Source organism: Bacteroides sp. 1_1_14 (assembly GCF_000162515.1).
In the GTDB taxonomy this organism is placed as follows: Bacteria; Bacteroidota; Bacteroidia; order Bacteroidales; family Bacteroidaceae; genus Bacteroides; species Bacteroides thetaiotaomicron.
This window is the reverse complement of sequence record NZ_GG774710.1, coordinates 95697-108931: the sequence shown is the minus strand read 5'-3', so window position 1 is coordinate 108931 and position 13235 is coordinate 95697. Positions and strand designations below refer to the sequence as shown.

General features: G+C 39.8%; 11 protein-coding genes and 1 pseudogene. 8 read left to right on the top strand and 4 right to left on the bottom strand.

From position 1 onward, the window contains the following. From HMPREF9007_RS04960 to creD, 3 genes are all read left to right on the top strand, one after another. Positions 1 to 466 (top strand): hypothetical protein (locus tag HMPREF9007_RS04960; protein ID WP_008763042.1); only part of this gene is annotated, 466 nt, incomplete at its 5' end. Beyond that, entirely contained in the window at positions 467 to 763 is a 297-nt protein-coding gene (locus tag HMPREF9007_RS04965; RefSeq protein ID WP_008763041.1) for a transcriptional regulator, read from the top strand. A 24-nt stretch (positions 764 to 787) separates the two neighbouring features. Beyond that, the gene (creD, locus tag HMPREF9007_RS04970) at positions 788 to 2143 is read left to right on the top strand and encodes a cell envelope integrity protein CreD (RefSeq protein WP_008763040.1); all 1356 of its coding nucleotides are present in this window, start codon (positions 788 to 790) and stop codon (positions 2141 to 2143) included. 125 nt (positions 2144 to 2268) lie between these two features. Here creD and HMPREF9007_RS04975 read toward each other — a convergent pair whose 3' ends face one another. Further along, entirely contained in the window at positions 2269 to 2853 is a 585-nt protein-coding gene (locus tag HMPREF9007_RS04975) for a YIP1 family protein (RefSeq protein WP_032850659.1), read from the bottom strand. Beyond that, positions 2853 to 3134 (bottom strand): DUF2089 family protein, encoded by a 282-nt coding sequence (locus tag HMPREF9007_RS04980; protein ID WP_008763038.1) that lies wholly within the window; start codon positions 3132 to 3134, stop codon positions 2853 to 2855. Before HMPREF9007_RS04980 ends, HMPREF9007_RS04975 begins: the two co-directional genes overlap by 1 nt. Before the next feature lie 203 nt (positions 3135 to 3337). On the opposite strand from HMPREF9007_RS04980, the gene HMPREF9007_RS04985 reads away from it, so the two are divergent. After that, entirely contained in the window at positions 3338 to 3805 is a 468-nt protein-coding gene (locus tag HMPREF9007_RS04985; RefSeq protein ID WP_008763037.1) for a macro domain-containing protein, read from the top strand. Positions 3806 to 4342: 537 nt separating this feature from the next. Here HMPREF9007_RS04985 and HMPREF9007_RS04990 read toward each other — a convergent pair. Further along, on the bottom strand, positions 4343 to 4786 hold the full coding sequence (locus HMPREF9007_RS04990; protein WP_008763036.1) for a GNAT family N-acetyltransferase: 444 nt from the start codon (positions 4784 to 4786) through the stop codon (positions 4343 to 4345). A 252-nt stretch (positions 4787 to 5038) separates the two neighbouring features. Here HMPREF9007_RS04990 and HMPREF9007_RS04995 point away from each other — a divergent pair, with 252 nt between their 5' ends. Further along, positions 5039 to 6019 (top strand): linear amide C-N hydrolase, encoded by a 981-nt coding sequence (locus HMPREF9007_RS04995; RefSeq protein WP_008763035.1) that lies wholly within the window; start codon positions 5039 to 5041, stop codon positions 6017 to 6019. A gap of 298 nt (positions 6020 to 6317) precedes the next feature. Next, the gene (locus HMPREF9007_RS05000) at positions 6318 to 8552 is read left to right on the top strand and encodes a DPP IV N-terminal domain-containing protein (protein WP_008763034.1); all 2235 of its coding nucleotides are present in this window, start codon (positions 6318 to 6320) and stop codon (positions 8550 to 8552) included. Positions 8553 to 8597: 45 nt separating this feature from the next. Here HMPREF9007_RS05000 and HMPREF9007_RS05005 read toward each other — a convergent pair whose 3' ends face one another. Then, a complete protein-coding gene (locus tag HMPREF9007_RS05005; RefSeq protein ID WP_008763033.1) occupies positions 8598 to 8945 on the bottom strand; it encodes a helix-turn-helix domain-containing protein in 348 nt (115 codons plus the stop codon). A 167-nt stretch (positions 8946 to 9112) separates the two neighbouring features. Here HMPREF9007_RS05005 and HMPREF9007_RS0125370 point away from each other — a divergent pair. Both HMPREF9007_RS0125370 and HMPREF9007_RS05010 read left to right on the top strand, forming a co-directional pair. Next, positions 9113 to 9639: pseudogene (locus HMPREF9007_RS0125370) on the top strand (DJ-1/PfpI family protein). Between the two features lie 470 nt (positions 9640 to 10109). Continuing rightward, positions 10110 to 13229: an ATP-binding protein gene (locus HMPREF9007_RS05010; RefSeq protein WP_008763032.1), complete on the top strand. Its 3120-nt coding sequence runs from the start codon at positions 10110 to 10112 to the stop codon at positions 13227 to 13229. The last annotated feature ends 6 nt before the right edge of the window (positions 13230 to 13235 follow it).

The following is a 13235-nucleotide window of genomic DNA, read 5'->3' as shown; positions in this document are numbered from 1 at the left end:
CACTTGCCTTGTTACCCCGGACACAACATTAATCGTAGCCTTGAAGCTGATGATTATGGTAGCCATCCTTGTATTGGCAGCTGCCGCCGTCACTGCCGGCATACTGTCTTACAACAAGTCCAAAAAGCTGCGACAAAAGTTTTTCAGCAAGCTGACCTATCGGGCATTATGGAATTTTTCACTTCCGATGCTGACCGGAGGTGCTTTATGTATTTCTCTGCTGCTGCATGGATATTATGACATTTTATCCTCGGTCATGCTTTTATTCTATGGACTGACTTTGGTCAATGTTTCTAAATTTACCTATGCCAATATAGCTTGGTTGGGATACGCTTTTATCTGTCTGGGAGTCATAGATAGTTTTTGGGAAGGCCACGCCTTACTGTTCTGGACGATAGGTTTCGGTGGATTTCATATCCTCTATGGAATACTGTTCTATTTACATTACGAAAGAAAGCAGTCATAAATGATAGAAGCATTTCAAAATATAAATAAGGCATTCGAGAGTAAGGTCCGGCTAGGAATTATGGCTGTTCTGATGGTCAATGAGGAAGCTGATTTCAATTTTCTGAAAGAACAACTCTCACTGACAGACGGCAATCTGGCCAGCCACACCCGTGCGCTGGAAGAACTCGGCTACATCGAATGCAGCAAAGGCTTTGTTGGACGAAAACCGCGAACTGTTTTCCGGGCCACAAAGCAAGGCAGAGAAGCCTTCAAATCTCATATTGAAGCCCTGGAGAATTTTCTAAAGTCAACATAATAATTCACTAAACACTATTATCTTATGGACGGTTTCAATGAAAAATCAACTGAGCAAGTGCAGGAACAACAACCGCTGGGATGCCTCCGCCGCTTCTCTAAAACAATCAAGGTCATCATTATCGGAGGATTAATCATTCTTCTGATGATACCGATGTTCATGATCGAAGATCTTATTTCCGAGCGGGGACGTACGCAGGAAGAAGCTATTAATGAGGTAAGCGAGAAATGGAGTCTTGCACAAACCATTACCGGCCCCTATCTGAATATCCAGTATCCGGTAACGACAGAGAACAACGGGGAAAAGAAGGTATCAATCAAGGACCTTTTCTTGTTTCCGGACGAACTTCTGGTCAATGGACAATTGAAAACCGAAATACTCAAAAGAAGTATTTATGAAGTGAACGTGTATCAGTCGGAACTGACTTTGAAAGGTTCATTCAGTCCCGAAGAACTGATAAAAAGCAGGGTGGATATGGAACAACTACAATTTGACAGAGCTGCCATCTGCCTGAACCTGACGGATATGCGGGGCATCAGCGAGCAGATCAGTATCACGCTGGGAGATTCTGTTTACGTCTTTGAACCGGGAATGGATAACAGAGGGATAGGCGCTACGGGAGTACACGCTATTACCGACTTATCCGATCTGAAGAAGAACAAGAAACTGCCTTACGAGATTAAAATCAAGCTGAAAGGTTCGCAGTCCATCAACTTTATTCCACTGGGAAAAACGACCCGTGTTGATTTGAAAGCCAACTGGAATACTCCAAGCTTTACAGGAAACTACTTGCCCAATAACCGCGAGATTACAGAAAAAGAATTCTCGGCACAGTGGCAGGTACTGAATCTGAACCGCAACTATTCGCAAGTCATGGTGAATTACAACAATACCAATATCAAAGAAATTGAGAACTCCAGTTTCGGTGTTAACTTCAAGATACCGGTAGAGCAGTATCAGCAGTCCATGCGTTCAGCTAAATATGCTATTTTGATTATTCTGCTGACGTTCGGTGTCATTTTCTTCACTGAAATCATGAATAAAACCCGTATTCATGCGTTACAGTATTTATTGGTAGGTTTAGCACTCTGCCTGTTCTATAGTCTGCTGCTCTCCTTCTCCGAACATATCGGCTTTAATCCTGCTTATTTGTTATCTGCGGCACTGACTATTATATTAGTTGGCGGATATATGTTGGGAATCACCAAAAAGAAGAAACCGTCATTGATCATGTCCGGACTATTAAGTGTACTCTACCTTTATATCTTCGTTTTGATTCAACTGGAAACCTTTGCATTATTAGCAGGCAGTCTGGGACTATTTATCATTTTGGCAATGGTAATGTATTTCTCCAAGAAGATAGACTGGTTTAATGAGTAAAATTAATTATGGTGTAGTAATTACCATGATTGAAAATAGTGTCACTATCCGCTCGTTATAGTGACACTATCACAGAGACATAGTGACACTATCGTGCCGGGATAGTGTCACTATATTTTAGACCATTAATACAACCATTCTATCAACAATCGGCACAAGACGTCACCACCAATAATTCCTATAAGTGCGACTGTCCATAACTTCCATTGTTTCAAGTTACAAGACACTTTCAAGGCATTAAACATCCAAATCAAAGTAAGTATCAGAAACGGCAATCCCAACAGTGTAAGAATCATTGTCAGGATAAAATAAGGCTGTGCCAGCATTTCTTCGGGAGACATATTCATGTTCATTTGCGACATCATCCGCATGGCCGGCAACAGGCTGATCAGATTCATTCCAAGCAACGGCAGCTGAGCAAACAAAACAGTACCCAGTACATCTATCACACGAATGCGGGAATGAGACAGAAAAAGACCTCCCAGATAAAAGAGCAGCGCAGGAATCAGCCACACAATCAGATGCTCCGCCAGATAACACCACCAAGCCGGATTGGGAGCCGGTCCGAAATGAAGCAAACCATGATAATGATAACCCGATATCCAACACAATAAGGTAGATGCTATTAAGCCTAGAAAGCCCCATATCAACGCTTGACCACCTGCAATCCGAATAAACGGATTCACTATTAATTTTACTTTGTTTTTCATCACATATCCATTTTAGTTAGTTTATCTATTATATCGTCCAACATATTCCGAACTGTAGGGTAGCTGACTCCTATGTTCTTTGCCATATCTTTCAAACTGCCGCTTGACTTTACAAAATCAAGAACAAATTGCTGCTCTTTCTCCGACAGGCGCGCCAGTAAAGGCAATTCAAAATTGCCACAAACTTCCGTATTGCATTCTTCACAAAACAACCGTCCTACTTTCAATGGAGCATCACAGGATGGACATTGCAATGGTAACCGTTTCTTTACTTCATTCATATCATCTTCATTTATGATGCAAAAGTAGAGATAAGTTCGAATAAAACAAACGATTACATCAATAATATTAATATAGAATTTAATTTTATTCATTATTGATTTAATTATAATCATTTTTATATTCATTCAAAGAAGAACTTTCCATTATTATTCACCATATCTCTGTTTTTTTCTATCTTTGCTTTGATTAAAAAGATAAAACGATGGAAATACTATATATAAAAGGAGATGCCACAGCACCGATTGGTTCAGGTGTCAAAGTGATTACTCATATTTGCAACGATATCGGAGGATGGGGAAAAGGGTTTGTACTGGCACTTTCTAAAAAATGGAAAATGCCGGAAGAAGCCTATCGCCAGTGGTACAAATCACAGGAAGAATTTACTTTGGGAGCTGTACAGTTTGTAAATGTTGAAAATGAGTTATATGTCGCCAATATGATAGGACAACATGGCATTTATAAAGACAGTAAAGGACTCCCTCCCATCCGTTATGACGCTGTTCGGCAATGTTTGAAGGAGGTAGCCCTGTTTGCAATTGACCACAAGGCAAGTGTACATATGCCCCGTATTGGCTGTGGACTGGCAGGTGGCAAGTGGGAACTTATGGAGCAAATCATAAAAGAAGAGCTTATCACCAAAGAAATAGCTGTAACCGTATATGATTTATAAATAAAATCAGAGCTATTCGGTGAATAATCCGCTTTTCTTATGAAACACTTGACAAACGGCTTTTAATGTTGTATCTTTGAGGAAAGAAAACTAAAAAAGAATGAGTTTTATTAAAAAAATAGATACATAACACACACATAAACTGATATCTCTTTATATCAGAGCAACCATGATATGGGGCAATAGTCGGATGATTATTGCCCCATTTTGTTTATATTTTCGCTTAATTCATTTTATATTTTCTTCCAAAACTCAAAAAATAGTTTTTAATAAACTCGAATACCGTTTCTAATAAACGTGCAAAAAGTTTATTAGAAACTGAAACTGCGTTTATTAACAACGGAAATAATAAATGTAAGAATAATAGACCTCTCTTTTCAGATGAAGAAACTATCAATATTATGGGTTCTTCTATTGGTAATATAAACATACAGTTCTATTATTTCATCCACACAATCGGATAACCTAAATCTCTTTTGATAGCTTCCATACTCTTTCACCAACCGGTTTATATCCATCTCCATCACAAAGCAAATACTAAAATGTCTTTTTCAGATATACCATATCCACCAGTTGCTTGCCGTCTTCGTACATAGGATGGTCGTAATTGTCGGTAAAGAAATTCTTTAGCCGATGGGAAATGGTGAAGCCACAATGTTCGTAGAAAGAAAGCGTAGAAGGTGCATCGCCTGTACCGACCAGCATTTCAGAACATTTCCCCCGATAATGATCAAATAAAAATTGAATCAAGCGTTTTCCATATCCCTGCCGCTGGAAAAAAGAGATCGTAGCTATGTTCTTGATTTCATAAATTCCTTCCCCTTCACGGGTTACGACACAGCACGCTTTCAATCCGTTATCGTACAAGACGAACATATCGCCACGTTCCAGATAGCGGTCGATCATACTCTCCTGTTCATCAGCCAAAAGCAACAGTTCCAAGAACTCTTTTTTATCCGAAATTACTTTTTTTATCTCCATATTTTAAAACTTTGAACCTTTCATCAGTATCTTGCAAAGGTATAAAAATTCACCTGATAAACAATTTCCCGAAAGTATATCTTGAAAAACCGGCTCAGCAATCTCGCACTATCAATACAAACGCTGAACTTTAAGGGCATATTCTTGTTAACTTGTCACTATCGTGACTGATAGTTCTGTGACAGAATTCCGAACAGGTTGCATCTCACAGATGAATAACCAATAATAAACCTATAACTAAAAATCGAAATTATGTGTACGAGAGTCGTTTATTCAGGAAGCAATGGTATGGTAGCAACCGGTCGTTCTATGGACTGGAAAACAGATATGCACAGCAACCTTTGGGTGTTTCCCAGAGGGATGAAACGGAACGGAGAAACCGGAGAGAACTCGCTGGAATGGACTTCCAGATACGGTAGCGTAGTGACTTCCGCTTTCGAGATCGCCAGTACGGACGGTATGAATGAGAAAGGATTGGTCGCCAATCTGCTTTGGTTGCCCGAAACCGAATACCCCGTAAGAGATAAGAATAAACCGGGACTTGCCATTACAGCCTGGGTGCAATATATGCTGGACAATTTTGCCACCGTAGAAGAAGCCGTAGCATACATTGACGAAGATACCTTTCAGGTCGTTTCGGATATGATGCCGGACGGTTCCCGTCTGGCCACTTTACATTTATCTATTTCGGATGCTACAGGTGACTGTGCCATTTTTGAATATATCGGTGGGAAACTCACGGTATATCATAGTAAGGAATACAAGGTTATGACCAACTCTCCTACTTACAACAAGCAACTGGCACTGAGCGAATACTGGAAATCGATAGGAGGACTGAGCTTTCTGCCCGGTACGAATCGCGCTGCCGACCGCTTTGCCAGAGCCAGCTTCTACATCAACGCATTGCCCGAGACCGATGATGAAAGAATAGCTGTTGCCAGTGTATTCAGTGTTGTACGCAATGCTTCTGTTCCTTACGGGATATCCACTCCCGAAAGTCCCGAGATTTCCACTACGCAATGGAGAACCGTTTCGGAGAGCAAGAACCTGAGATACTTTTTCGAATCAAGTCTGACTCCGAATACCTTTTGGGTAAATCTGAAAGATTTCGATTTATCGGAAGGAGCTCCGGTGTTCAAACTGTCTATTGCCAATGGAGAGATGTATCATGGAAATACAGCCAAGAATTTTAAAACAGCGCTGCCTTTCAAATTTATGGGCGTAAAGGGATAAATTGATAGCAGCTTGCTGCATCACATATATCAGAGAAGTATTTTCTCCACGTCTTCGGGAACATATACTGTTCCCGAAAACTCCTGAGCAGCTTCTTCCGTATAATACAACAAAATATTTCCGAATACTATTCACGCACCACACCACTGACTTCCATTTCAAGGAAGTAGTCATTCTCCAATTTAAAGGTGTACTAAAGAATCAAACAATCATCCAAATCAATAGAAAAATAATACAATGCACTTGTTTTCTCTTATTATTATCGTTTACTTTGTTGGCAAAAATTAATTAACGAGCCATGAAAAACCTACTATTAGCAGCCATGCTTTTCTGCACAAACATAGCCATCGCACAAGGTACTATAGAAGATTACCGTCGTGCTTACTCAGCAGGAGAAAAATTCAGTGCAAACAAAGTATTCTATTCCAATGTCAATCCGGAGTGGATTGGTAAAACGCATTATTTCTGGTATGTACGAAATACTCCCGACGGACGTATCTATGTATTAGTGGATGCCGACACTCAAAACAGAAAAGACTTGTTTGACCACAAACTCGTGGCAGCAGCTTTAAGTGAGGCATCGGGACGCAAAATAGAAGCCACTTCTCTTTATCTGGATCGTCTGTCTGTCAACAACGGACTGGATACGCTACGTTTCGTTTTCAACAATCATCGCTGGGTGTATGTCATCGACAAAAATCAGCTGACAGATGAAGGTGCTCTGCCCACTCCACGCAAACAACGCCACTGGATGGAAACAGATGATGAAAAGACGGCTGCTCCCGTCACCTCTCCTGACAAGAAATATACAGCATTCATTAAGAATCATAATATATATGTAAAAGAAACAGCTACCGGAAAAGAAAAACAGCTAAGTCTGGACGGTACTTTGGGAAATTATTACTCAGCCTATATCCGCTGGTCTCCCGACAGCAAAAAAGTCGCTTCCTGCAAGATTCGTCCGGTAGAAAAACGCTATGTATATTATGTGGAATCCTCCCCAAGCGATCAGCTTCAACCCAAACTCCACAAACAAGAGTATGCCAAACCGGGCGATGAACTTCCGTTTAAGATACCCTGCATATACGATGTGGAAACAGGACACAGTGTGATTCCATCGACAGATTTATTCTCTCAACAATATTACATTACGGCCCCCGAATGGAACAGCGACAGTCAAGCCATCACTTTCGAATACAATCAGCGCGGACATCAGGTCTACCGGGTATTGGAATTTTCTGCCGCAACAGGAAAGGTACGCCCGTTAATAGAAGAGACAAGCGACAAATACGTTAATTATTCCCGTCGTTTCCGACATGATTTACAAGATGGAAAACGAATGATATGGATGAGTGAACGTGACAACTGGAATCACCTGTATATGTATGACCGTACTACAGCCCAGCCTATTCGTCAGATAACCAAAGGCGAATGGTACGTACGTGATATCCTCCGGGTAGATGAAACCAACCAACTTATTTATTTCTCGGCAAATGGCGTACAAGCTAAAGAAGATCCCTACCTGATCCGTTATTATCGTATCGGCTTCGACGGTAAGAATCTCACTTGTCTCACTCCGGCAGAAGGAATGCATAATGCATGGTTCTCAAAAGATATGCAATATTTAGTTGATGTATATTCTATGGTAGACAAAGCTCCTGTAGCCGTACTCCGGGATGCCAAAAACGGAAAAGTCATCATGCCACTTGAAACGGCTGATATCAGTCGTCTGGAAGCTGAAGGCTGGAAAGCTCCCGAAGTATTCACCGCCAAAGGTCGTGACGGAAAAACGGATATGTGGGGAATCATCATTCGTCCCAGCAATTTTGATCCTGACAAAAAATACCCCGTTTTGGAGTATATCTATCAAGGACCGGGTAATCAATACGTACCCAAAACCTTTATTCCTTATAACTACTTTATGAGTGGTATTGCCGAACTCGGTTTTATTGTTGTCATGGTAGATGGGATGGGAACTTCTTTCCGTTCACGCACTTTCGAAAACGTATGTTACAAGAATCTGAAAGATGCCGGATTGCCCGATCATATTGCCTGGATAAAATCCGCTGCCCAAAAGTACCCTTATATGGACATAGATCGTGTCGGAATTTATGGTTGTTCCGCAGGTGGACAGGAATCAATGACAGCAGTACTGTTTCATCCCGAATTTTATAAAGCAGCATATTCTGCCTGTGGCTGCCATGACAATCGTATGGATAAGATATGGTGGAATGAACAATGGCTGGGTTATCCGGTTGGTGAACAATATAAAGAAGGATCGAATGTTGAGAATGCTCACTTGCTCAGTCGCCCGTTAATGCTGGTAGTAGGTGAAATGGATGATAACGTAGATCCGGCTTCTACCATGCAGGTAGCAAATGCGTTGATCAAAGCCAATAAAGATTTTGAGTTAGTGGTTATTCCCGGTGCTCACCACACTATGGGAGAAAGTTTCGGTGAACATAAACGCTACGACTTCTTCGTGCGCAATCTATTAAATACAACTCCGCCGAAATGGAATGAAATAAAATAGTGAATACTTTGTAGAACAGTATCCACTACTTTATTCATAATCCGGTCAGTTACTTTTTCTATGCTCCAGAATCGTATCCATATTTTCCAAAGCCCAGCCTACTAATCCTTCAATATGCGGAATCAAAGTTCCTCCTGTATCTGTCAGATAATACTCTACACGGGGAGGTACTTCCGCATATATTTTCCGTTCAATCAAACCGTCAGATTCGAGCGTACGAAGAGTAACAGTCAGCATCCGCTGTGAAATATCCTCTATCGTTTTATGAATATCGCTAAAACGCATCGTACCATTCGCATTCAAAGTTATCAGTACCAGCATCGACCATTTGTCTCCCAAGCGGCTTATGACATCTCTTACGGGGCAATTCCCTGTCGGGTGAAAGTTTTTCATCTTTTTAACGTTTTGTATTATACTGAGTTTCAACAATAGTTACTTCCATGTAACTACCTTATTCTGAGGTTCGTTCTTGTATTTCTCAATTAAGGTAGATACATTTGCATCACAAAAGTAATAAACTTACTAAAAATAACTATTGTTTCATTTAAATAATTATGATTATGGCAAAGAAAGTAGCAGTTTTAGCAGTGAATCCGGTAAATGGTTGTGGTTTATTCCAATACTTGGAAGCCTTTTTCGAAAATGGCATTTCCTATAAAGTATTTGCCGTATCGGATACGAAAGAGATCAAAACCAATTCAGGAATGGTCCTAATAGTAGATGATGTGATTGCTAATCTAAAAGGGCATGAAGACGAATTTGATGCACTTGTATTCTCCTGTGGAGATGCAGTACCTGTATTCCAGCAGTATGCAAACCAGCCATACAATGTGGACTTGATGGAAGTCATCAAGACTTTCGGAGAAAAAGAAAAGATGATGATCGGACACTGTGCCGGTGCAATGATGTTTGACTTTACAGGTATAACAAAAGGTAAAAAGTCGCTGTCCATCCGCTGGCCAAACCTGCCATTCAAAACGGAATTGCCACGGATGAAAAATCTGAGATAGATGGCAACTTCTTTACTGCACAAGATGAAAATACGATCTGGACAATGTTGCCGAAAGTCATAGAAGCATTGAAATAATGCCGGAAAGTATAGAAAGGAATAAATCCACACACAAAAAGAATTGTTCATACAATTGAATAATAAACTCATTCTTTCCTTTAAAACCAACGGCCCGTTCCTCGGTGTGCAACGGGTCCTTCCTTTAAAACCAACGAGCCGTTGGTTTTAAAGGAAAAAACAGTCGCCCATACAACATTCATAATCAACAATTTACGCATTCTGCTTTTAACAAGCAAATATTGCAGCTTCATTCATTAATAAAAACAGACAACAATAGGCCAATTATTGATAAAAACAAGTGTATCCTTTTTCGTACACCTACATATTTTTGGTTTACACATCCGCATAAGGTCGGATTCGAAATTCCTTGAACAATACATCTACTTTATTATTTTTTAATTGGATGCCATCGTTTTTCAGATTGTTTTTAGTACTTTTGCCCGTATCAAATCAATAAATAATATATCGAACACAAACATCATACTCTCATGAATATGAAAAAATATGTGCTAGCATTTTTTCTATGTTTCATATCTATTACTCCTATTTTAGCACAAAGAGACCACATAGATATTTCAAACTATATTTTATGCATCAATTCCTATGCAGAATCTTCTCCTTGGAGTAACAGGATGATTTCAACCGTATCGGAGTACGTTCAAAAGAACCCAAAACTGGCATTATATGCGGAACATATGAATACTTTAATGATCGATAACGATACGATTTTAGGAGAATTCAAGAATATGATCTCTCAGAAATACGAGCATCATCGCCCACGGCTGCTAATATTATTGGGAAACCCTTCTCTATTACTACGTGATGAATATAGAGAGCTTTGGGGAGACATTCCTATTGTACTCTGTTCGGAAGAAAAGTTTATAGGTCCTAAAGACACCTACATCTACAAACAGCCAGTTACACAAGCGGAGCGTGTTCCGATCTCCCAACTTGCCGATCCCTACAATCTGGTACTTTTATATTCAAACCTTTATTTACGGGAAAATATCCAACTGATTTCTCACATAATCCCTGATATGAAGAAATTCATATTTATCGGTGACGAGCGAGAAATCAATCAGACCAATAATTTGGAAATACAGACAAAGTTAAAAGCCATAAATCCTAATATTGAATACCAGTACATCACGCCACAAAAAATGACAACGAACCAATTATTGGATTCATTGTATCATGTTGATCCGAATACAACCGGAATTTTATTTGCTTCCTGGTTCTACAAAACGACATTTGCAGGTAATACTTCATTGGTTACCAATGCTCACAAACTTATCGTAACAACTACAGCTCCAATTTTCACCCTTAATATGGCTGATATAACAGAAGAAAACGGTGGCATGATAGGTGGTTATACTTATGACCAAAAACACTATAACCAGCAATTAATTCATACCATTTCAGAAATACTTACAGGAAAGCCGGCTAGAGAAATTCCCTTTTATATGCCATCAGATGGCGCACCTATTATCAACTATACGATATTACTCCGTAAAGGATTCTCTCCTTCCATGTGTCCTCCAAACACACATTTTCTGAATAAACCGCTTGGATTCTGGAAACAGAACAAATATTTCATTATGGGTACCTTGTCTTTTATGATATTACTGGCAATCGTATTCTTTTATCGTATCCATAGCCTGAATAGCATCAAAAAAGCACAGCAAAAAGAAATTGACGCAATGACAAATTATAAGAATCTGGTTAATAACATGCCCATTCTCTATATGCAGGAAGAAGTGCTTGCTGATAAAAATGGCATTCCCGTAGAACTGATTTACCGCAATGTGAATGCGCATTTTGAGAAAAACTTTTTCCGCAAAGAAGAAGTTGTCGGGAAAAAAGCGAGTGAAATATTTCCGGAATCAATGCCGGACTTCCTGCACTTCACTCAAATAGCCTTATCAGAAAATAAAGTAATAACATTCCCCTACTATTTCAAAAAAATAGATACCTTCTACGATATAGTACTTAAAGCAAACCGGCAAAATAATATGATTGATGTATTTTGCCTGAACAGCACAGAGCTCCATAAGGCACAACAAAAGCTAAGCACTATCAACAACAAACTCGCCATGTCACTTGACGTAGCTAATATCGTGCCATGGAAATGGGATTTGCGAAGTAAAACAATTTTATGCGACATCAACAAACCGATAGAACTTAGCACACAAGGAAAAGACGTTGCCGAAGAACAACTGGCAGTACCCGACTATCACTATTTTTCCAAGATATTTAAGGAAGACCGGAAACGGGTAGAACAGGCTTATCAGAACTTAATAGACGGTCATTCGGAAAAAGTAAAAGAAGAATATCGCGTAGTCAGCACACAAAAAGGATTTCATAGGATAGAATGGGTGGAAGCCCAAGCAGCCGTTGAAACGCGGGATGAGAATGGCAAACCATTGACTCTTGTTGGCTCCTCACTCGTTATCACTGAACGAAAAAAAATGGAGATGGAACTGATTAATGCCAAAAACCGTGCCGAAGAGTCCAATCGGCTGAAGTCTGCTTTCCTTGCCAACATGAGTCATGAAATTCGTACTCCTCTAAATGCTATCGTCGGTTTCTCCGGTATATTGGCATCCACCGAAGAAGAAGAGGAAAAACAAGAATATGTCAGTATCATTGAAAACAATAATACGTTATTATTGCAGCTCATCAGTGATATCCTTGATTTATCAAAAATAGAAGCAGGAACATTGGACCTGCACTATTCCAATGTTGAAATCAATGATTTAATGAAAGACCTGGAAAACATGTGTCAACTGAAACTTAAGTCGGATGCTGTCAAACTGGAATTCGTAGCTCCTGAAGAACCATGTTTCGCACATATAGAAAAGAACAGGTTATCTCAGTTAATTATTAACCTGGTGACGAATGCCATAAAATTCACCATTCAAGGTAGTATCCGATTTGGATACAAACGTCAGAACAATGAATTATATTTCTATGTGGCTGATACAGGTTGCGGCATTCCTCAAGATAAGCAAAAAAGTATTTTTGGACGTTTCGTCAAATTAAATTCATTTGCACAAGGTACGGGTTTAGGACTCTCAATCTGCCAGACACTTGTCGAACACATGGGAGGTAAAATCGGGGTAGAATCAGAAGAAGGAAACGGCTCTACATTCTGGTTCACTTTGCCTTACAAGCAAGCAGAGACTGTTAAGAAGAGCCTTCCAAAGGACATACAACCTATTGCCATAGAAAAGGATAAGCTGGTAATTTTGATTGCTGAAGATAATGAAAGCAATTATAAGTTGTTCGAATCTATTCTAAAATATGATTATCATCTGCTTCATGCCTGGGATGGTCAGGAAGCTGTAAACATGTTCAAGGAGCATAATCCACAAATTATATTAATGGATATCAATATGCCTGTCCTGGATGGATATGAAGCAACCAAAGAAATCCGCAAGTACTCTGCCAAAGTACCGATTATCGCCATTACGGCTTTTGCATATGCTTCAGACGAGCAACGGGTGATGGAAAGTGGTTTTGACGGGTATATGCCGAAACCTATCAATGCCCGTCAGTTGAAGGCGCAACTGACAGATATCATGCAAAAACGTATTGTATTGCTATAGGGGAAA